Origin of the sequence: Burkholderia sp. NLJ2 (assembly GCF_049487195.1) — a bacterium.
GTDB lineage: Bacteria > Pseudomonadota > Gammaproteobacteria > Burkholderiales > Burkholderiaceae > Burkholderia > Burkholderia pyrrocinia.
In genome coordinates this window covers 848,577-868,509 of record NZ_CP137810.1, presented here as the reverse complement: position 1 = coordinate 868,509, position 19,933 = coordinate 848,577, and the positions used below count along the sequence as shown (strand labels likewise).

16 protein-coding genes and 1 pseudogene are annotated in these 19,933 nt (G+C 68.2%); 12 read left to right on the top strand and 5 right to left on the bottom strand.

Going from position 1 to position 19,933, the window contains the following annotated elements:
- Nucleotides 1-102: 102 nt before the first annotated feature.
- Nucleotides 103-585 carry an Lrp/AsnC family transcriptional regulator gene (locus R9B84_RS26235; protein WP_423762925.1) on the bottom strand — a complete coding sequence of 161 codons (483 nt, stop codon included), beginning with the start codon at nt 583-585 and terminating at the stop codon, nt 103-105.
- Between the two features lie 286 nt (nt 586-871).
- On the opposite strand from R9B84_RS26235, the gene R9B84_RS26230 reads away from it, so the two are divergent.
- The 4 genes and pseudogenes from R9B84_RS26230 (at nt 872) to R9B84_RS26215 (ending at nt 4,558) form a co-directional block, all read left to right on the top strand.
- The gene (locus R9B84_RS26230; protein ID WP_423762924.1) at nt 872-1,528 is read left to right on the top strand and encodes a LysE family translocator; all 657 of its coding nucleotides are present in this window, start codon (nt 872-874) and stop codon (nt 1,526-1,528) included.
- Nucleotides 1,525-1,689, top strand: a pseudogene (locus R9B84_RS26225) (voltage-gated potassium channel TrkA); the annotation flags it as partial. The gene R9B84_RS26230 and the pseudogene R9B84_RS26225, both read left to right, overlap by 4 nt.
- Before the next feature lie 311 nt (nt 1,690-2,000).
- Nucleotides 2,001-2,432 carry a YqaA family protein gene (locus R9B84_RS26220; RefSeq protein ID WP_423762923.1) on the top strand — a complete coding sequence of 144 codons (432 nt, stop codon included), beginning with the start codon at nt 2,001-2,003 and terminating at the stop codon, nt 2,430-2,432.
- A gap of 143 nt (nt 2,433-2,575) precedes the next feature.
- Entirely contained in the window at nt 2,576-4,558 is a 1,983-nt protein-coding gene (locus R9B84_RS26215) for a methyl-accepting chemotaxis protein (protein WP_423762922.1), read from the top strand.
- A gap of 49 nt (nt 4,559-4,607) precedes the next feature.
- Here R9B84_RS26215 and R9B84_RS26210 read toward each other — a convergent pair whose 3' ends face one another.
- On the bottom strand, nt 4,608-6,260 hold the full coding sequence (locus R9B84_RS26210) for an acyl-CoA synthetase (RefSeq protein ID WP_423762921.1): 1,653 nt from the start codon (nt 6,258-6,260) through the stop codon (nt 4,608-4,610).
- 168 nt (nt 6,261-6,428) lie between these two features.
- Between R9B84_RS26210 and R9B84_RS26205 the strand changes: the two genes are divergently transcribed.
- The 7 genes from R9B84_RS26205 (at nt 6,429) to R9B84_RS26175 (ending at nt 16,324) form a co-directional block, all read left to right on the top strand.
- The gene (locus R9B84_RS26205; RefSeq protein ID WP_423762920.1) at nt 6,429-7,184 is read left to right on the top strand and encodes a Crp/Fnr family transcriptional regulator; all 756 of its coding nucleotides are present in this window, start codon (nt 6,429-6,431) and stop codon (nt 7,182-7,184) included.
- A 228-nt stretch (nt 7,185-7,412) separates the two neighbouring features.
- On the top strand, nt 7,413-10,661 hold the full coding sequence (locus tag R9B84_RS26200; protein WP_423762919.1) for an efflux RND transporter permease subunit: 3,249 nt from the start codon (nt 7,413-7,415) through the stop codon (nt 10,659-10,661).
- 36 nt (nt 10,662-10,697) lie between these two features.
- Nucleotides 10,698-11,927, top strand: a complete 1,230-nt coding sequence (locus R9B84_RS26195; protein ID WP_423762918.1) for an efflux RND transporter periplasmic adaptor subunit — start codon at nt 10,698-10,700, stop codon at nt 11,925-11,927.
- Nucleotides 11,924-13,438 (top strand): efflux transporter outer membrane subunit, encoded by a 1,515-nt coding sequence (locus R9B84_RS26190; RefSeq protein WP_423762917.1) that lies wholly within the window; start codon nt 11,924-11,926, stop codon nt 13,436-13,438. Before R9B84_RS26195 ends, R9B84_RS26190 begins: the two co-directional genes overlap by 4 nt.
- 22 nt (nt 13,439-13,460) lie before the next feature.
- Complete coding sequence (locus R9B84_RS26185) at nt 13,461-14,156, top strand: heavy metal response regulator transcription factor (RefSeq protein WP_034179625.1); 696 nt, start codon at nt 13,461-13,463, stop codon at nt 14,154-14,156.
- On the top strand, nt 14,153-15,637 hold the full coding sequence (locus R9B84_RS26180; RefSeq protein ID WP_423762916.1) for a heavy metal sensor histidine kinase: 1,485 nt from the start codon (nt 14,153-14,155) through the stop codon (nt 15,635-15,637). Before R9B84_RS26185 ends, R9B84_RS26180 begins: the two co-directional genes overlap by 4 nt.
- 99 nt (nt 15,638-15,736) lie before the next feature.
- Nucleotides 15,737-16,324 (top strand): LysE family translocator, encoded by a 588-nt coding sequence (locus tag R9B84_RS26175; RefSeq protein ID WP_423762915.1) that lies wholly within the window; start codon nt 15,737-15,739, stop codon nt 16,322-16,324.
- A 73-nt stretch (nt 16,325-16,397) separates the two neighbouring features.
- Here R9B84_RS26175 and R9B84_RS26170 read toward each other — a convergent pair whose 3' ends face one another.
- Entirely contained in the window at nt 16,398-17,243 is an 846-nt protein-coding gene (locus R9B84_RS26170) for an AraC family transcriptional regulator (protein ID WP_423762914.1), read from the bottom strand.
- 171 nt (nt 17,244-17,414) lie between these two features.
- Here R9B84_RS26170 and R9B84_RS26165 point away from each other — a divergent pair, with 171 nt between their 5' ends.
- Nucleotides 17,415-18,209, top strand: coding sequence for an SDR family NAD(P)-dependent oxidoreductase (locus tag R9B84_RS26165; RefSeq protein ID WP_423762913.1), 795 nt, complete (start codon nt 17,415-17,417; stop codon nt 18,207-18,209).
- Between the two features lie 28 nt (nt 18,210-18,237).
- On the opposite strand, the gene R9B84_RS26160 is transcribed toward R9B84_RS26165, so the two are convergent.
- Together R9B84_RS26160 and R9B84_RS26155 are read right to left on the bottom strand one after the other, a co-directional pair.
- Nucleotides 18,238-18,612: a hypothetical protein gene (locus tag R9B84_RS26160; RefSeq protein ID WP_423762912.1), complete on the bottom strand. Its 375-nt coding sequence runs from the start codon at nt 18,610-18,612 to the stop codon at nt 18,238-18,240.
- A 222-nt stretch (nt 18,613-18,834) separates the two neighbouring features.
- Nucleotides 18,835-19,905: an AI-2E family transporter gene (locus R9B84_RS26155; RefSeq protein WP_423762911.1), complete on the bottom strand. Its 1,071-nt coding sequence runs from the start codon at nt 19,903-19,905 to the stop codon at nt 18,835-18,837.
- Nucleotides 19,906-19,933: the final 28 nt, after the last annotated feature.

Genomic DNA, 19,933 nt, shown 5'->3' with positions numbered 1-19,933 from the left:
CCGGCCCGTGCGCATTGCGCGTCGACGACGGCCGCGCATGCCGATCGCGGGCGATGGGCAACCCGCGCAGTGCTGCGCGCTCAGCGCCCACGCCCCGAACGTTCACACCTGGATCGAAGGCACATCCTTCATGCAGCGCAGCGCGAACATCGAGCGGCTGTGGCGGATGCTCGAGATTTTGTACAGCTTTTCGCGCAGGAACCGCTCGTAGCCGGCCGTGCCGTCCACGGCGACCTTGATCCAGTAGTCGTATTCGCCCGACACCAGATACGCCTCGAGCACTTCCGGCAGCGCGGCCAGTTCCGCGCCGAAACGCGCCAGCGCATCGTCTTCGTGACGATCGAGCGTGACTTCGAGGATCACGATGTCCGCGTAGCCGAGCATGCGCTGGTTGACGAGCGCGACGTAACCGTCGATGTAGCCGTCGGCTTCGAGCTGCCGCGTGCGGTTCCAGCACGCGGTCGTCGACATGCCGATCTGTTCGGCCAGTTCGGCGTTCGACAGACGCGCATTTTTCTGCAATGCCCCAAGGATCTTGCGGTCCTGATTGTCGAGCGTTTTTGGCATGCGTTCGCGGTTGGCCATGATGAGAAGAATCTTCTACTGAAAATCGGCATTCTATCTGAACAGGATTCCGGTTTCAGACCCGTTTCGCCGGAAAACAGGAAGCCTTTTAACCTGCCCGCTTGATACATTTTCTCCATGCCTGTTGCCCGGCACGCTCCCCGCGACAACCCCTTCGCACCGGGACGCACGGCCGCAATCACGAGTTGCGGTGCCGGACAAGCAGGCATGCGATCCCCGCCGCCCGCACGCCTACCCGACCGCGTGCGGAGCCGGTGCCTGCGTCCCCGTTCTTGCACTTCCCGTCATGTCGTTCAGGCTTTATCTGTCGTTCCTCGCTGCTTCCGTCGTTCTCATCTACGCGCCCGGCCCCGTCAACCTGCTCACGATGAATCAGGCGCTGCGCACTGGCTGGCGCCGCGCGCTGCCGTGCGTGTGGGGCGGCACGCTCGCCGTGCTGCTGCAACTCGCGCTGACCGCGCTGTGCCTGAATTCGCTGGTCCACATCAATGAGCACGCGCTGACCGTGTTGCGCTGGGCCGGCGCCGCGTATCTCGTGTGGCTCGGCGGCAAGCAATGGCTCAACCGCGCGCCGGCTAACGCGCCTGCCGTTTCGGCGGATGCCGAAGCCGAAGCCGCAATCGTCCCGCAGGACACCGACACCGGACGCGCGCTGTTCTGGCGCGGCGTCGCAACGTCGGGCCTGAATCCGAAGACGCTGCTGTTCTTTCCGTCGTTCTTTCCGCAGTTCATCAGCCCGACTGCCGACTGGAGCCTGAACCTTCAATACCTGCTGCTTGCCGCGTCGTTCGCGCTGCTGTTCGCGGGCGGCGTCGCGTCGATGGCGCTGTTCTCGCACCGGCTGAGCCGCGCGTTGCAGCGGCCGGCGCGGATGCGCGCGATGAACCGGGTAACGGGCGGGCTGCTCGTCGGGATGGGCGCGATCATGGTCGGCTGGAACTGAGCGATCAGCGCGACCTCGAACGGCTGCGCCTGCTGAAACCCGACATGCTGTTCTCGCCGCAGCAACTCGCGGGCGAACTGCTCACAAGCACGCTCAACGACGAACCGGTCGACAAGTCGGTGATCTCGCACCTGCAGTTCGGCACGGCCGATGCCGCCTGACGCTGTGAGCCGGTGTGACGGTGTGACGGTGTGACGGCGTGACGGTGTGACGGTGAGCCGGTGTGACGGTGTGACGGTGTGACGGTGAGCCGGTGAGCCGGTGTGACGGTGTGACGGTGTGACGGTGTGACGGTGTGACGGTGTGACGGTGTGACGGTGTGACGGTGTGACGGTGTGACGGTGTGACGGTGTGACGGTGTGACGGTGTGACGGTGTGACGGTGTGACGGTGTGACGGTGTGACGGTGTGACGGTGTGACGGTGTGACGGTGTGACCCACGGCGCCCAGCGCTCGGCCGGTACAATCGCGCGATGTCCGAATTGCTCACTTACGGCGGCCTGTTCGCCGTGTCGATGGTCGCCGCGACCCTGTTGCCGCTCCAGTCCGAAGCCGTCCTCGCCGGCCTGCTCCTCGCCGGGCGCGAACCCGTGTGGGCGCTGGTGCTCGTCGCGAGCATCGGCAACGTCGCCGGCTCCGCGATCAACTGGGCGCTCGGGCGCGGCATCGAGCATTTCCGCGACCGCCGCTGGTTTCCCGTCAAGCCGTCCGCGCTCGCGCGCGCCGAGCGCTGGTATGCGCGCTACGGCCGCTGGTCGCTGCTGCTGAGCTGGGCGCCGGTGATCGGCGATCCGCTGACGATGATCGCCGGCGTGCTGCGCGAGCCGCTGCCGACCTTTCTCGTAATCGTCACGATCGCGAAGGTCGGTCGTTATCTGGCGGTCGCGTGGCTCGTGACGGTCTGACGCGCCCTATCCTGCGTCGACGGCGCCTGCTCGCGCCACCACCGGCTTCGCACCGCTAAAGAATTCGCCAAAGCTGCCGTATTCCTTACGATGTGCGGTGACGCGTGCGTTCCGCCCCTCTCCCTCCCCACTCAGGATGCCGTATGAGATTGACCCAAATGGGCCGGGTGAGCGTCGGCGCGCGCCTTGCCGCGCTGGCGTGCGCGCTCGTTGCACTGTTGTTCACCGTTTTCGCTTGGGCGCTCGCCCATTTTGCCAGCCAGCAACTCGCGGACGAGGCGCACGCGCGAATCGCCGACAAGGAGCAGTCGATCCGTGCGATGGTCGAGATGTTCGACAAGGCGCTGTCGGCCGAAGCCAGTCGCTCGATGTCGCTGTTCGCGAGTTTCCTCCCCGCCGATTTCTCGCTCGACCCGGCGCGCACCGTCGACATCGGCGGCGTCGCCGCGCCCACGCTTTCCGCGGGCGGCCAACCGCTCGACCTCGATTACTCGATTCCCGACCAGTTCCTGAAGAAAAGCGGCGCGATCGCGACGATCTTCGCGCGCGACGGCGACGATTTCGTGCGCATCACGACGTCGCTGAAGAAACAGGACGGGGCACGCGCGGTCGGCACGCGCCTCGATCGCGCGAGCCCCGCGTACGCGCCGCTCGTCGCCGGGCACAGCTACACGGGCCTCGCCAAACTGTTCGGCCGGTCGTACATCACGCAGTACAAGCCGGTCACCGACGCAACAGGCCGCGTGATCGGCGCACTGTTCGTCGGTCTCGACGTCGGCGCCGAGCTGCAAGTCGTCCAGGACGGCATCCGCGCGTTGAAAGTCGGCGAGAACGGCTACTACTTCGTGCTCGATGCATCGCCGGGCGCATCGCGCGGCACGCTCGTCGTCCATCCCGACGCAGCCGGCCAGCGCGCCGACGACACGCGCGCGCCGTACACGCAGATGCTCGCGGCCGGCCAGGGCCAGCTCGCGTATACGTCGGCGGACCCGGCCGCGCACGACAGCCAGCCAACCGCGAAATTCGTGTCGTTCACGACGATTCCGCAGTGGCAGTGGCTGGTCGGCGGCATCGCGGTCGACGACGAACTGCTCGCCGGCATGCGCACCCTCCGCGACCGTTTCCTGATGATCGCGGCCGTGCTCGTCGCGGCGTTCGCGGCGCTGTTCGTCGTCGTCGTGAAGCGCGTCGTGAGCCGGCCGCTCGACGCGGCGGCACGTGCTTCCGAACGCTACGCGGCGGGCGACCTCAGCGTGCGGATCCGCGACGGCGAGGCGGCACGCAGCGCCGCGGGCAACGACGAGATCGGCCGGCTCGTGCAGGCAGTGGACGGGATCGGCGACGGCCTCGCGCGGATCGTCGCGCAGGTACGCGGCGGTTCGGCCGACATCGCGCGCGGCATGGTCGGCATCGCGGCCGGCAGCGGTAACATCGCCGCGCGGATCGCGACGCAGGCGAGCAGCGTCGAACAAACGGCGGCCAGCATGGAGCAGATCACGGCCGCCGTGCAGCAGAACGCCGAGCACGCGGCGCAAGCGAACGCGCTGGTCGCGAACGCATCGGCCGCCGCGACCGACGGCGACGCGGCGGTACAGCGCGTGGTCGCGACGATGGACGAAATCGGCCGCGCAACGCGCCGGATCGCCGAAATCACGAGCGCGATCGAAGGCATCGCATTCCAGACCAACATCCTGGCGCTGAACGCAGCCGTCGAGGCCGCCCGCGCGGGCGAGCACGGCAAGGGCTTCGCGGTGGTCGCGGCCGAAGTGCGCGCGCTCGCGCAGCGCAGCGCGGCCGCGGTCAAGGAAATCGACACGCTGAGCGCCGAATCGTCGACGACCGTCGAACAGGGTTACCGAATCGCCGACGCGGCGCGCGGCACGATGCGCGACATCGTCGCCCGGGTCGATCAGGTCCGCACGCTGATCGGCGAGATCAGCGCCGCGTCGCGAGAACAATCGGCCGGTATCGAGCAGGTGAACCAGGCCGTCACGCAGATCGGGGAGGCCACGCAGCAGAACGCGACGCTGATCTCGAATGCCGAACGCGCGGCCGTCGCACTGCGCGACCAGGCCGCGCAACTGTCGGAAGCCGTCAGCGTGTTCCGGCTCGAGCGCGACGCATGAGCGTCGACCGGCGGCGGGCGACCGGCAGCGGGCGGTGGCCGCTCGCTGCCTACTTCTTCTCCCCCGCCAGGTCGATCGCCTTGTCCGATCCGACCGCATTGCGCAGCTGGAACTTCTGGATCTTGCCGGTAGACGTTTTCGGCAGCTCGCCGAAGCGCACGGCCTTCGGCACCTTGAAGCCCGCGAGCAGTTGCCGGCAGTGCGCGACGATCTCCTCCTCGGTCGCGCTCGCGCCCTCGCGCAGTTCGACGAACGCGCACGGCACCTCGCCCCATTTCGGGTCGGGCATCGCAACGACGGCCGCAACCGCGACGGCCGGATGCCGGTACAGCGCGTCCTCGACCTCGATGCTCGAGATGTTCTCGCCGCCCGAGATGATGATGTCCTTCTTGCGATCCTTGATCCGGATATAGCCGTCCGGCGTCAGCACCGCGAGATCGCCGGTATGGAACCAGCCGCCGTGGAACGCCTCGTCGGTCGCCTTCGGGTTCTTCAGGTAGCCCTTCATGCAGATGTTGCCGCGGAACATGATCTCGCCGAGCGTCTCGCCGTCGGCCGGCACCGGCGCCATCGTGTCGGGATCGATCACCGTCGCGCCCGCTTCGAGGTGGTAGCGCACGCCCTGGCGTGCATTGAGCCGCGCGCGCTCCTCATCGGAAAGTTCTTCCCAGTGCGACTGCTTCGCGCACACGGTCGCCGGGCCGTAGACCTCGGTCAGCCCGTACACGTGCAGCAGGTCGAAGCCGATCTCCTTCATCTTCGCGATCACGGCCGGTGCGGGCGCCGCGCCCGCGACCATCGCGTGCACCGTGTGGTCGATCCCTTCGCGGAATTCGGCCGGCGCGTTCGCGATCGCGCTCTGCACGATCGGCGCGCCGCAATAGTGCGTGATGCGTTCGCGGCGAATCAGGTCGAACACGGTCTTCGCGTCGAACTTGCGCAGGCACACGTTCACGCCGGCGCGCGCCGCGACGGCCCACGGGAAGCACCAGCCGTTGCAGTGGAACATCGGCAGCGTCCACAGATACACCGCGTGCTTCGGCATGTCCCATTCGAGGAGGTTGCTGATCGCCGCCAGATACGCGCCGCGATGGTGGTAGACGACGCCCTTCGGATCGCCGGTCGTGCCCGACGTATAGTTCAGCGCGATCGCGTCCCATTCGTCGGCGGGCGGCGTCCATGCGTAGTCGGCATCGCCGCCGGCGACGAACGCTTCATAGTCGGTCGCGCCCGCGAACCGGTCGGGATCGGCCGGCATCGCATCGGCCACGCTGACGATCTTCAGGCCCGGCACCTCGAGCGCCGCGCGATGCGCGAGCTCTGCGTATTCGGTATCGACGATCAGCACCTTCGCCTCGCCGTGACGCAGCATGAACAGCACCGACGGCACGTCGAGCCGCGTGTTGATCGTGTTCAGCACGGCGCCGGCCATCGGCACGCCGAAGTGCGCCTCGACCATCGCCGGGATGTTCGGCAGCATCGCCGCGACGGTGTCGCCGCGCTCGACGCCGGCCTGCGCGAGCGCGCTCGCCAGTTGCTTCGCGCGCGAATAGGTCTCGCCCCACGTGCGCCGCACGTCGCCGTGCACGATCGCGAGGCGCTCGCCGTAGACCTCGGCCGTCCGGACCAGGAAGTCGATCGGCGTGAGCGGTACGTAATTGGCATCGCGGCGGCCGAGCCCGGCCTCGAACATCTGCGTCATGATCCTGTCTCCCGTGTTCTGTCGACCGGTGTGCATGCACCCCGGATCGTTTTGATGTGGTTCAATTGCCGACAGCCTAACCGGCGTTATTGTGAGCCGTCTGTCATCGAAACGACAGAGTGCCTTTCGAGCGCCGCGCGTTATCCCTATCCTCGCAAACCCGCACCCATGCACGACCATCTCGTTGCGCCGCCCGACGCGGCCGCCCACCCGGCCGACGCGCTTCCCGAACCGGGCCTGCTGCCGGCGCTGTCGACGCTGTTCGGCCAGTGCGCGTGGTTCCGCACGCTCGCGCCCGAACACCAGGCGCTGGTGCTCGCGCAGTCGCGCGTCGAGCAGTGCGAGGCCGGCGACGTGATCGCGCACCGGCTCGCGCCGTCCGAATACTGGATCGGCGTGCATCGCGGGCTGCTGAAGCTGGCGATCTTCAACGCATCGGGGCGCGGCTGCACGTTTTCCGGCGTGCCGTCGGGCGGCTGGTTCGGCGAAGGCAGCGTGATCAAACGCGAGCTGCGCAAGTACGAGGTCGTCGCGATCCAGCGTTCGACCGTGCTGTTCGTGCCGGTCGACACGTTCCATGCGCTGCTCGACACGAGCCTGCCGTTCACGCGCTTCGTGATTCACCAGTTGAACAACCGGATGGGCGAATTCATCGCGTCGATCCAGAACAGTCGGCTGCTCGACGTCGATGCACGCGTCGCGCAGTCGCTCGCGCAGCTCTTCAACCCCGACCTGTATCCGGACACCGGCCCGTCGCTGTCGATCTCGCAGGAGGAACTGGGGATGCTCGTCGGCGTGTCGCGGCAGCGGATCAACCAGGCGCTGCAGCAACTCGAGAAGCTCGGTGTGCTGCGGCTCGCGTACAACCAGATCGAGGTCGTCGATCCGGGTGCGCTCGCGCGCGTCGGGATGGAGCAGATCTGAGCGCGGTGCGATGAGCGAATCCGCTGCCGGCACGACGCACGCATCCGGTGCCGCAACGGTTCGCCGGTCGCAGCACGCTCACGCATTTCGTCAGCAGAATCGGCCGACCTCGACCGCGCCACAACCTGACAATTCCGCCAGTTTCGCGACAGTAACCCGTTCCATGCCGACGCCTATCATTCGGGTTCCCTTCACCGACGCCTGATCACCGCCCGTCCCGCCGCCTCCATGTGGATTGTCAATCTCGCGCTCAGGCGCCCCTACACGTTCATCGTCATGGCCATCATGATCGTGCTGGCCACCCCGCTTGCGCTGATGCGCACGCCGGTCGACGTGCTGCCCGCGATCAACATCCCCGTGATCAGCGTGATCTGGAATTACGGCGGCTTCTCCGCGACGGAGATGACGAACCGCATCACGGCCGTGCATGAACGGATCCTGACGACGACCGTCAACAACATCCAGCATGTCGAGTCGACGTCGCTGCCCGGCATCGCGGTCGTGAAGGTGTTCCTGCAGCCCGGCGCGAACGTGCAGACGGCGATCGCGCAGACGGTCTCGTCCGCGCAGGCGATCGTGCGGCAGATGCCGCAGGGCGCGACGCCGCCGCTCGTGATCACCTATTCCGCGTCGAGCATCCCGGTGATCCAGCTCGGGCTGTCGAGCACGACGCTCAGCGAACAGTCGCTCGCCGACATCGCGCTGAACTTCCTGCGCCCGCAGCTGATCACGGTTCCGGGCGTGCAGATCCCGTTCCCGTACGGCGGGCGCACGCGCGTGGTCGCGATCGACCTCGATCCTCAGGCGCTGCAGGCGAAGGGCCTCACACCGGCCGACATCGTCAACGCGGTCAACGCGCAGAACCTCGTGCTGCCGACCGGTACCGCGAAGATGGGCCAGACCGAATACCGGATCGACACCAACGCGTCGGCCGACACGATCGCGGACATCAGCCGCCTGCCGATCCAGACCGTCGGCGGCGCGACGACCTACCTGAACGAAGTCGCGGCGGTACGCGACGGCTTCGCGCCGCAGACCAACGTGGTGCGGCAGAACGGCCAGCGCGGCGTGCTCGTGTCGATCCTGAAAAGCGGCGACGCGTCGACGCTCAAGGTCGTGTCGGACCTGAAGACGCTGTTGCCGAAGGTGATCCCGACACTCCCCGAAGGGCTCACGATCACGCCGCTGTTCGACCAGTCGGTGTTCGTCAACGCGGCCGTGCAGGGCGTGATCCACGAGGCGCTGATCGCGGCCGTGCTGACCGCGATGATGATCCTGCTGTTCCTCGGCAACTGGCGCAGCACGCTGATCATCGCGATCTCGATCCCGCTGTCGATCTTCACGTCGCTGATCGCGCTGTCGGCGCTCGGCGAGACCATCAACATCATGACGCTCGGCGGGCTCGCGCTCGCGGTCGGGATCCTGGTCGACGACGCGACCGTCACGATCGAGAACATCGAGCGGCACCTGCATCTCGGCACGCGCCGGGCCGCCCCAAGCGTGCCGAGCGCCCCCCTCGGGGGGCAGCGACCGAAGGGAGCGTGGGGGTCGTCGTTCAGCACGGACCTGCACGAGGCGATCCTCGAAGGTGCCGGAGAAATCGCGGTGCCCGCGTTCGTGTCGACACTGTGCATCTGCATCGTGTTCGTGCCGATGTTCTTCCTGACGGGCGTCGCGCGCTACCTGTTCGTGCCGCTCGCGGAAGCCGTCGTGTTCGCGATGCTCGCGTCGTACGTGCTGTCGCGCACGCTCGTGCCGACGCTCGCGATGCTGCTGTTCCGCCCGCAGCAGGCCAGCACCGGCCCCGATCACGCGACGTCGCGTTTCGCGCGCGTGCATCATGCGTTCAACAACGCGTTCGAGCGGCTGCGCGCGTGGTACATCGTGCTGCTCAGCATGCTGCTCGTGCGCCGCCGCTTCTACGCGATGTGCTTCCTCGGCTTCTGCGTGCTGTCGACGGGCCTCGTGTTCGCGCTCGGCCGCGACTTCTTCCCGAACGCCGATTCCGGCAACATCCGGCTGCACATGCGCGCGCCGACCGGCTACCGGATCGAGGAAACCGCGCGGCTCGCCGACCGGGTCGAGCGCGTGATCCGCGAAGCCGTGCCGCCAGATGAACTCGGCGCGATCGTCGACAACCTCGGGCTGCCCGTGAGCGGCATCAACCTGTCGTACAGCAATGCCGGCACCATCGGCACGCTCGACGGCGAGCTGCTGATCGCGCTGAAGCCCGGCCACCGCGCGACCCAGCATTACGTGCAGACGCTGCGCAAGCTGCTGCCCGAACGTTTCCCGGGCGTCGAATTCTTCTTCCAGCCGTCGGACATCATCACGCAGATCCTCAACTTCGGTCAGCCAGCCGCGATCGACGTGCAGGTGCTCGGCAACGATCTCGCGAGTAACATGACTATCGCGAGCAACCTGATGAAAAAGGTCAGGCAAATCCCCGGCGCCGTCGACGTGCATGTGCTGCAACGCAACGACGAGCCGACCCTGCTGGCCGACATGGATCGTACGCGCATGCAGCAGCTCAATCTCTCCGCGCAGAACGTCGCGCAGAACATGCTGATCTCGCTGTCCGGCAGTTCGCAGACGACGCCATCGTTCTGGATCAACCCGCGCACCGGCGTCCAGTACCCGCTGCAGATCCAGACCCCGCAATACAGCATCTCGTCGGTCGACGACCTGCTCGGCACGCCGATCTCGGCGAGCGGCCGCACGGGCATGCCGCTGCAACTGCTCGGCAACCTCGTGCAGGTGCGCACCGCCGCGAATCCGGCCGTGATCACGCACTACAACATCCGCCCGGCGATCGACCTGTACGTGAGCGTCGAGGGCCGCGACCTCGGCTCGGTCGCGGGCGAGATCGAGCGCATCGTGTCCGACATGCGCGCGAGCCTGCCGCGCGGCACCGAGCTGACGATGCGCGGCCAGATCGAGACGATGCGCACGTCGTACATCGGCCTCGGCGCGGGTGTCGCGATGGCGATCGTGCTCGTCTACCTGCTGATCGTCGTCAATTTCCAGTCGTGGCTCGACCCGCTGATCATCATCAGCGCGATGCCCGCCGCGCTCGCCGGCATCGCGTGGATGCTGTTCATCACCGGCACGCACCTGAGCGTGCCCGCGCTGACGGGCGCGATCATGACGGTGGGCGTCGCGACCGCGAACAGCATTCTCGTCGTGTCGTTCGCGCGCCAGCGCCTCGCGGCCGGCGCGCCGCCGCTCACGGCCGCGCTGGAAGCCGGCGCGACGCGGATCCGGCCGGTGCTGATGACGGCGCTCGCGATGATCATCGGGATGGTGCCGATGGCGCTCGGTCTCGGCGAAGGCGCCGAGCAGAACGCGCCGCTCGGCCGCGCGGTGATCGGCGGGCTGCTGTTCGCGACCGTTTCGACTTTGCTGTTCGTGCCGCTCGTGTTCGGCGGCGTGCATTCGCGGCTGGCCCGCCGGCGCGCGCGCCAGGCCGGACACTGACTTTCGCCTATAGACCCGGTTGAATTGGTTGAATTCATGGAAGAGAAACATCACAGCTCCGTCGGCATCCAGGTGGACGAACACGGCATGCACCTGCCGACGCGCACGTCGGTGTCGCGGCGCGGGCGAATCGTGCTGATCGTGATCGGCGTGCTGCTGGCCGCCGGCGCCACACGCACGATCGTCGTCAACGTGCTGAACCGCAACCGGCTCGACGCGATCGCCGAGCAGAACACGCGCCAGTACGTGAACGTCGTGCATCCGGTCGACGCGGCCACCGGCGGCAAGCTGACGCTGCCCGGCACGCTGCGCGGCTTCGTCGAGGCGCCGATCTACGCGCGCGCGAGCGGTTATGTGCTGCGCTGGCAGGCCGATATCGGCGCGCACGTGAAGCAGGGGCAAGTGCTCGCCGAACTCGACACGCCCGAACTGAACCAGGAGCTCGCGCAGGCCACCGCGCAGCGCCAGCAGGCGCAGGCGGCGCTCGCGCTCGCGAAGACGTCGTTCGACCGCGCGCAGCAGTTGCGCCAGCGGGATGCGGTGTCGCAGCAGGAACTCGACGACCGCCAGGGCGCATTCAACCAGGGCACCGCGAATCTCGCCGCGGCCGATGCGAACATGCGCCGGCTCACCGAACTGAAGGGCTTCCAGCGGATCGTCGCGCCGATCGACGGGATCGTCACGCAGCGCAACGTCGACGTCGGCGATCTCGTCGGCTCCGGCAACGCGGGCCGCTCGCTGTTCACGGTCGTGCAGGCCGACCGGCTGCGCCTCTACGTACAGGTGCCGCAGGCCTACGCGCAGCAGGTGAAGGTCGGCCAGCACGTGAGCGTCGCGCAGGCCGAGCTGCCGGGCCGGACCTTCGACGGCACGATCACGCGCTCGTCCGAGGCGATCGATGTCGCGACGCGCTCGCTGCAGATCGAGATCACGTTGCCGAACCCGGATGCACGGCTGCTGCCCGGCGCATACGTGCAGGCAACGCTGCCGATGACGCCGGTCGGCCGCCTGCAGATCCCGTCCAATACGTTGCTGTTCCGCGCCGAAGGCCCGACGGTCGCGGCCGTCGATGCGAACGGCCAGGTCCGCCTGAAACCGGTGACGGTCGTGCGCACGATCGGGCAGACGCTCGAAGTCGACGGGCCGCTCACGCCGAACGACCGCCTCGTCGCGAACCCGAGCGACGCGCTCGCGAACGGCGACCCGGTCGTCGTGTCGACGCCGGCGGCGAAACCCGCATCCGGCGCCGCGGGAGCAAAGTCGTGATCGCGAAACGCGCCCGCGTGCGGCCCGCGGCGCTCGCTGCCGTCATCGCGGCAGCCGCCCTCGCCGGCTGCACGGTCGGCCCCGACTACCGGCGCCCGGCCGTCGATACGCCGGCCGCATGGCGGCTCGACCCGGCCGACGCGTACTGGCACCCGGCCGCGCCGGCCCGCGCGCCGCTCGATCCCGCGTGGTGGACCGCGTTCGGCGATCCGCAGCTCGACGCGCTCGAGACCGACGCGCTGCGCAACAACCAGAACCTGAAGGCCGTCGCCGCGCGCTACGACCAGGCGAAGGCCACGCTCGCATCGGTCGCGTCCGCGCAGTATCCGGCGGTCGGCCTGAACGCGAGCGGCCAGCGCTTCAAGATTTCCGCCGACCGGCCGCGGACCAACTACGCGACGCAAAGCATGTCGACCGTGCAGAACGACATCCAGGTCGGCGCAAGCGTCAGCTACGAACTCGACCTGTTCGGCCGCGTGCGGCGCAGCGTCGAATCCGCGCAGGCGAGCACCGAGCAGGCACACGACGATTTCGCGAACGCGCGCCTCGTGCTGACCGCCGATCTCGCGTCGAGCTATTTCGCGCTGCGCGAGTTCGATAGCGAGATCGACGTCGTCAAGCGCTCGATCGACCTGCAGCAGAAGGCGCTCGACTACGTGAGCGCGCGCCACGACCTCGGCGCGGTGTCGGGCCTCGACCTGCTGCAGCAGCGCTCGCAGCTCGACGCGACGCGCACGCAGGCGCAGTTGCTGATCCAGCAGCGCACCCAGGTCGAAACCGCGATCGCGACGCTGGTCGGTACGCCGGCCCCGGCCTTCTCGCTGCCGCCGCTCGTGGTGCCGATCAACGCGCCCGCGCTGCCGACCGGCATGCCGAGCGACCTGCTGCAGCGGCGCCCCGACGTCGCGTCGGCCGAGCGCGCGATGGCGGCCGCGAACGCGCAGATCGGCGTCGCACGCGCCGCGTATTTCCCGCGCATCACGCTGTCGCCGGACCTCGGCTGGGATGCAACGCGCTTCGCGAGCCTGTTCACCGTGCCGGCGCTGCTGTGGTCGGTCGGCGCGTCGGTCAGCCAGCCGCTGTTCGAAGGCGGCAAGCTGAAGGCCGGCGTCGATTTCGCGCAGGCCGGTTATGCCGCCGCGCAGGCCAGCTACCGGCAGACCGTGCTCACCGCGTTCCAGGAAGTGCAAAATGCGGTGACGGGCCTGTCGGTGCTGGCCGATGCCGCGCAGCAGGCATCGGCGGCCGTCGACGACGCGCGCAAGCTCGTGTCGCTCGCGCAGGACCGCTACGCGGGCGGCCTGACGCCGTTCATCGACGTGCTGACGGCCCAGCAGCAACTGCTGACGAGCGAGCGCCAGGCCGTGCAGATCCAGGGCCAGCGCGCGGCGCTCGTCGTTTTTCTCGCGAAGGCGCTCGGCGGCGGCTGGGATGGTGGCGCGGCGAGCGGCCCCGCGCCGTCCGACGTCGCGGCAGCCGGCGCGCAGCGCACCGTGGGCGTCGCCCCTTAACCCGATTAGGCGGAAAACCAACATGAAAGTCCTGATCGTCGAAGACGAACCGAAAGTCGTCGAATACCTGAAGAGTGGCCTGACCGAGGAAGGCTGGGTCGTCGACACCGCGCTCGACGGCGAGGACGGCGCGTGGAAGGCGGTCGAATTCGACTACGACGTGGTCGTGCTCGACGTGATGCTGCCGAAGCTCGACGGCTTCGGCGTGCTGCGCGCGTTGCGCGCGCAGAAGCAGACGCCCGTCATCATGCTGACCGCGCGCGACCGCGTCGACGACCGCGTGCGCGGGCTGCGCGGCGGCGCCGACGACTATCTGACCAAGCCGTTCTCGTTCCTCGAACTGATCGAACGGCTGCGCGCGCTGACGCGCCGCGCACGCGTGCAGGAATCGACGCTGATCTCGATCGGCGACCTGCGCGTGGACCTGATCGGCCGCCGCGCGACCCGCGACGGCACGCGCCTCGACCTGACCGCGCAGGAGTTCCAGTTGCTCGGCGTGCTCGCGCGGCGCAGCGGCGAGGTGCTGTCGAAGACGACGATCGCCGAACTCGTGTGGGACGTGAACTTCGACAGCAACGCGAACGTCGTCGAGACGGCGATCAAGCGCCTGCGCGCGAAACTTGACGGCCCGTTCGCGGACAAGCTGCTGCACACGATCCGCGGGATGGGTTACGTGCTCGAGGCGCGCGAGGACGGCGACACCGAGAGGCAGGCATGAAACGCTCGATCGTCCTGCGGCTGTCGGCGATGTTCGGCATCGTGTCGCTGCTCGTGTTCACGCTGGTCGGCTGCGGGCTGTTCGTGATGATGGAGCGTCAGCTGTTCGCCGAGCTGCGCGCGACGCTCGACACGCGCGCGAAGGTCGCCGAGATGATCGTGTCGCATGCGACGACGGCCGCGCGCGGGCGGCTCATGCAGGAAAAGCTGGCCGACCTCGAACCGCCGGACGGCTCGACGCACTACCAGGTCGACAGCACGAACCCGGCATTCCGCTTCGGTACGCCGGTCAACGGCGTGCCCGTCGAGCCGCCGTTCGGCGCGTTCCAGCGCTACGCGCTGAACGACAGCAGCTACCACGTGATGACGAAGACCGTCACCGTGGCCGGCAGCGGCGAGCGACCGACGCTGAAGCTGATCGTCGCGAGTTCGTGCGAGCGCACGCAGCGGATGCTGCGCCGCTTCGGCTGGACGCTCGCCGCGCTGATCGCCACGGCCACCGTCATTACGCTGCTGCTGAGCCGCGCGGTCGCGCGCTTCGGGCTCGCGCCGCTCGACCGGCTGTCGCAGGACGCATCGGCGATCAGCCTCGCGAACCGCCGCCAGCGGCTGCAGACCGACGCGCTGCCGGCCGAGCTGCGCGACCTCGCCACCTCGTTCAACGGCGCGCTCGAACGCATCCAGCAAACCTACGCGCGGCTCGAAGCGTTCAACGCGGACGTCGCGCACGAACTGCGCACGCCGGTCAGCATCCTGATCGGCCAGACCCAGGTCGCGCTGACGAGCCGCGATCGCTCGGTCGACCGGATGCGCCAGACGCTGCAGTCGAACCTCGAGGAATTCGAGCGGCTGCGCATAATCATCAACGACATGCTGTTCCTGTCGCGCAGCGACCGCGGCGAACGCGCGACCGACCTGAAGGACGTGTCGCTCGCCGACGAGGTGCGGCGCATGCTCGACTTCCTCGAAATCCCGCTCGACGAAGCGCAACTGCGCGCCGAACTGCACGGCGATGCGCGCGCGGCCGTCGATCCGTCGCTGTTCCGCCGCGCGATGACGAACCTGCTGATCAACGCGATCCAGCATTCGGCGCCCGGCGCGACGGTGAACGTGACGATCGCGCGCCGCGACACGCTGGTCGAGATGGCCGTGTCGAATCCCGGCGAGCCGATCGATCCCGTGCAGCGGTCGCACGTGTTCGAACGCTTCTACCGGCTCGAGGAAGCGCGCGCGAACAGCAAGGAAAACCACGGGCTCGGGCTGTCGATCGTCAAGGCCGTGGCCGAGATGCACGGCGGCAGCGTGTTCGTCGCATGCTCGGGCGGCATCAATACGTTCGGCTTCTCGGTGTCGACGCAACCCTGCGCGGGCGGCCCGCTGCGCCCGGCCGATGCCACCGATTCCGCCGATGCCGCCGATGCCGCCGGCGCGGCCGATTCGCACGCCACGCGGCCGGCGCACGCGCCGCGCGCGTTGCACTGACGGCGGCCGCGCGCCGCCGAGGGCAGTTTTCTTCAATACGGGCCGATGCGGCTCCCGTAGTCTCGATGCGACTTTCGACATTTCGCATGGAGACACCTGATGAGCATGCTGGTTTCGATGGCGGCGTTCGCGCTCGCCTCGTCGATCACCCCCGGTCCCGTCAACATCGTCGCGCTCAGCGCCGGCGCACGCCACGGCCTCGGCGCGAGCCTGCGTTATGCGGCCGGCGCGACGCTCGGTTTCGTCGCGCTGTTCCTGCTGATCGGCCTCGGCCTGCACGCGGCGCTCGTGCGCTGGCCCGTGCTGACGACCGCCACGCAGTGGTCGGGAATCGCGTTCCTGCTCTATATGGCGCTGCGGCTCGCGCTCGACGACGGCCGGCTGTCGGCCGACCCGGACGTGGCCGGCCCGTCGGCGGCGGCCGGCGCGGCGATGCAGTGGCTGAATCCGAAGGCGTGGCTCGCATCCGTGGCCGCGATGGGCGCGTATGCGGCCGATGGCGACCGCGCGCAGGTCTGGTTATTCGCCGCGCTGTATCTGGTGATCTGTTTCGCGTCGATCGCGTGCTGGGGATATGCGGGCGCGTCGCTGCGGCACCGGCTCGCGAACGCGCGGCGCATGCGCGTGTTCAACCGGTTGATGGCATTGCTGCTCGCGGGCAGCGCGCTCTTTTTGCTGGACGTCTAGCCGGCCTGCTCGCGAATCAGGCGCTTCGGCGCATCGACGGCGCAAGCGCACTCCGCACCCCGCGCCCTGCCGTTCAGCTCATCGCGCTGCGGTACTGCCCGGGCGTCGCGGCCGCGATCCGCCTGAATGCACGCTGGAAATGCGCCTGGTCCGCGAAGCCCGCGTCGAGCGCGACCTCGGCGATCGGCCGGCCGCGGCGCAGCTCCGTGCGGCCGTACTGCACGCGGCGATCGATCAGGAAAGCATGCGGCGTCATTCCGTAGCGCGCGTTGAAAGCGCGGATCAGGTACGACGGCGACAGATCGGCCGCCGCGCAGATCGCATCGAGCGTGACGCCCTCGCGGCAATGCGCGGCGATGTAGTCGGCCGCACGCGCGAGCTTCGCGTTGTCGTCCGGGGGCCGCATGCCGGGCAGCTCGCGATCGAGCGCGCCGTGCAGTTGCGTGAAGAATTCGACCGCCGCGCTCTCCTTGCCGAGCGGATCGATGCCGGGCGACACGAGCGTGCGGTAGAAGCCGCCAAATTGCGCGAACAGATCGCGCCGCTCCGTCAACTTCGGCGAAAACCCGTGAAAATCGCTGTTCGGGTCGCGGCCCAGCGAATGCTGCAGCCGCGCGAGCCATGGCACGTCGACGTAGACCATCCGGTACGCCCATGCGTCGGTGCCGTACGGATTGCACGCGTGCACCTGCTCCGGATCGATGATCACGAGCACGCCGCGCCCGACATGCGCGTTCGTTGCGCCATTCACGTAGGTGCTCGTGCCGCCGACGATCGCGCCCAGCGAAAACGTGTCGTGCGTGTGCTTCACGTAGCAGATCGCGCGCCCGTCGTCGACGGTGCGCGCCTCGATGAACGGCAGCGCGGCGTCGCGCCAGAACGGCGACGGGTCGGCGGATCGGTTGACGGGACGGCTCACGCGGCGGGCTCCTGGTTCGGACGGCGAACGCTCACCGTACAAGACTGCGCGGGCCGATGCAACCGGCGCCTTGCAGCTTCGACGCCGGATCGCGCCGTTTCGCCTAAGCTTTGAATTCCGGCCGCCGCGACACGCGCGGCGGTTCCCGTTTACTCCTCTCCCGTCACGCTCATGCACATCGATCTGAAAGGCAAGACCGCGGTCGTCACCGCCTCCACCGCCGGTATCGGGCTCGCGATCGCCGAAGGGCTCGCGCGCGCCGGCGCGCGCGTCGTCGTCAACGGCCGCAGCGACGCATCGGTGCAGTCCGCGCTCGCGCAACTGCGCGCCGCCGTGCCCGGCGCGAGCCTCGATGGCGTCGCCGCCGACCTGTCAAACGCGGCCGGCGTCGCGCGCGTCACGCAGCACACGCCCGATGCGGACATCCTCGTCAACAACGCGGGCATCTACGGCCTGAAGGCGTTCTTCGACATCGACGACGCCGAATGGGAACATTACTTCCAGATGAACGTGATGTCCGGCGTGCGGCTCTCGCGGCATTACCTGCAGGGAATGATCGAACGCAATGCCGGGCGCATCGTGTTCATTTCGTCGGAATCGGGCCTGAATATCCCGGTCGACATGATTCATTACGGGTTCACGAAAACCGCGCAACTGTCGATCGCGCGCGGCCTCGCGAAGCTCGCGGCCGGCACCCATGTGACCGTCAACTCGGTGCTGCCGGGGCCGACGCTGTCGGAAGGCGTGCGCGCGCTGCTGAAGGAAACGGCCGACGAAACGGGCCGCAGTGTCGAAGACGTGGCCGTGGATTTCGTGCGCGATCATCGCTCGAGCTCGATCATCCAGCGACCCGCGACGCCCGAGGAAGTCGCGAACCTGGTCGTGTACGTGTGCTCGTCGCAGGCTTCGGCGACCACGGGTGCGGCGTTGCGCGTCGACGGCGGCGTGGTCGACACGCTCGCCTGACGGCTCACGCGCGGCGCTCGCCGCCGCGCTAGCGCGAAGCGGCCTTGTCCGGCTGGAGCGTGCCCTTGCGGTCGGCGTCGATGCAGGTATCGAAGCCGTACTGCGTGACGACGCCGGCCTTGTCGAATACGACGAAGTAAGGCCGGTGATCGTTGCCGTGCTCGATGAAGTAGTTGTAGCAGACGCCGCTGCCGTTGCGGACCATCCATACGCTGCGCGGATTGCCGCCGGCGCGGACGACATCGGCGCGCGTCGCGCCATGCCGCGATGCGGCCCGCGCGAGCGGCGTGCGCGAATACGAGAACGGTAGCCACGAGTCGAACCACGCGCAACCGTGCAACATCAGGCAGCCGGCAGCCAGGGACAGCGCCGCCGCGGGACGGGACATCGGAATCAATCGCATGCTTGGGGAAATCTGCTGCGCCATGCCGGCGTGATCGAAAGCCCCATGCTACTCGACCTTTGGGTCCGGATCGAAAAGAAATGTAGAGATCCGTATCCGAACCGTTGCCTTGCATGCCCTCGCGCCAGCCGGATCATTGCCGGCCATTGCGGCCGGCGCATGCTTGCACGCGCATCCATCCCGTCGCGCCGATGCATCGAATCGGCGCGACGACGAGCCTCGTCACGCAATCCATTCGGCCCACAGCATCGTCAGCACCGTCATCAGCGCGGGGCCGACGAACAGCCCGATCAGGCCGAACGTCTCGGCACCGCCGAGGATGCCGAACAGCACGAGCACGAACGGCAACCGCGCCGAACTGCCGATCAGCACCGGCCGCACGAAATGCTCGGCGACGAACACGACGACGAAACCGAGCACCGCCACCACCACGGCCCACATGGTCGCACCCTGCACGAACAGCCAGAGCGCCGCGCCGCAGAACACGATCGGCGCACAGAACGGCAGCATCGCGGCAATCGCCGTGACGAGGCCGAGCAGCGCCGCATGCGGGACGCCCGCGAACGCATAGGCGATGCCGAGCAACGCCCCCTCGCCGAGCCCGACGACGACGAGCCCCGTCACCGTGCCGTACACGGCCCTGACCATCCGGTCGATCAGTTCCGCGCCGTTGCGACCGAACGCGCGCTGCGCGCCCTGCAGCAATGCACCCGACAGCTTGTGGCCGGCGCGCAGGATCACGAACAGCGTGACGAGCATGAAGCCGAATTCGAGCAGCGCATGCGCGAGCTTCGTGCCGAACTGCCGGCCGAACGCGAGGAATTTCTCGCCGTTGGCGCCGTGCATCGCGCTGGCCGCATGCAGCGGATGACCGAGATTGGCCTGCCACCATTCGGTGATCTGCGCCGACCCGTAAGGCAGCCGGCTGACGACGTCGGGCAGCGGAATGCCGTTGTCCTGGATCGTACGCAGCCACTCGCGCAGGTCGTGCGCCTGCCCGATCGCCTGGATTGCCGCGACGGCGATCGGCAGCACGACGAGCAGCGAGATCGCCGCCGTGATGACGAGCGCGTTGACCGTTGGCCGGTTGCGGAACAACCGGTGCGATTCGACGCGTTTCAGCAGCGGCCACATCGCGATGGCGATCACGCAGGCCCATGCGATGGCGGGAATGAAGTCGCGGATCACCCAAAGCGCGAGCACCAGCAGCGCCGCATACAGCACGACGCGGGCGATCTGCTGCGCGCGCGAAGGTGCGGCGGACTCGTGAGACGACGGGACATGTGCGCCCATGGCACCTCTGTTGAAATGGAAAAATGGC

Bases quoted from the DNA above. Each gene is read 5' to 3' on its own strand.
- R9B84_RS26200 (WP_423762919.1), top strand. From the start codon at position 7,413: ATGTGGATTGTCAATCTCGCGCTCAGGCGCCCCTACACGTTCATCGTC.
- R9B84_RS26220 (WP_423762923.1), top strand. From the start codon at position 2,001: ATGTCCGAATTGCTCACTTACGGCGGCCTGTTCGCCGTGTCGATGGTC.
- R9B84_RS26175 (WP_423762915.1), top strand. From the start codon at position 15,737: ATGAGCATGCTGGTTTCGATGGCGGCGTTCGCGCTCGCCTCGTCGATC.
- R9B84_RS26205 (WP_423762920.1), top strand. From the start codon at position 6,429: ATGCACGACCATCTCGTTGCGCCGCCCGACGCGGCCGCCCACCCGGCC.
- R9B84_RS26235 (WP_423762925.1), bottom strand. From the start codon at position 585: ATGGCCAACCGCGAACGCATGCCAAAAACGCTCGACAATCAGGACCGC.
- R9B84_RS26165 (WP_423762913.1), top strand. From the start codon at position 17,415: ATGCACATCGATCTGAAAGGCAAGACCGCGGTCGTCACCGCCTCCACC.
- R9B84_RS26180 (WP_423762916.1), top strand. From the start codon at position 14,153: ATGAAACGCTCGATCGTCCTGCGGCTGTCGGCGATGTTCGGCATCGTG.
- R9B84_RS26160 (WP_423762912.1), bottom strand. From the start codon at position 18,612: ATGCGATTGATTCCGATGTCCCGTCCCGCGGCGGCGCTGTCCCTGGCT.
- R9B84_RS26195 (WP_423762918.1), top strand. From the start codon at position 10,698: ATGGAAGAGAAACATCACAGCTCCGTCGGCATCCAGGTGGACGAACAC.
- R9B84_RS26210 (WP_423762921.1), bottom strand. From the start codon at position 6,260: ATGACGCAGATGTTCGAGGCCGGGCTCGGCCGCCGCGATGCCAATTAC.
- R9B84_RS26155 (WP_423762911.1), bottom strand. From the start codon at position 19,905: ATGGGCGCACATGTCCCGTCGTCTCACGAGTCCGCCGCACCTTCGCGC.
- R9B84_RS26230 (WP_423762924.1), top strand. From the start codon at position 872: ATGTCGTTCAGGCTTTATCTGTCGTTCCTCGCTGCTTCCGTCGTTCTC.
- R9B84_RS26215 (WP_423762922.1), top strand. From the start codon at position 2,576: ATGAGATTGACCCAAATGGGCCGGGTGAGCGTCGGCGCGCGCCTTGCC.
- R9B84_RS26185 (WP_034179625.1), top strand. From the start codon at position 13,461: ATGAAAGTCCTGATCGTCGAAGACGAACCGAAAGTCGTCGAATACCTG.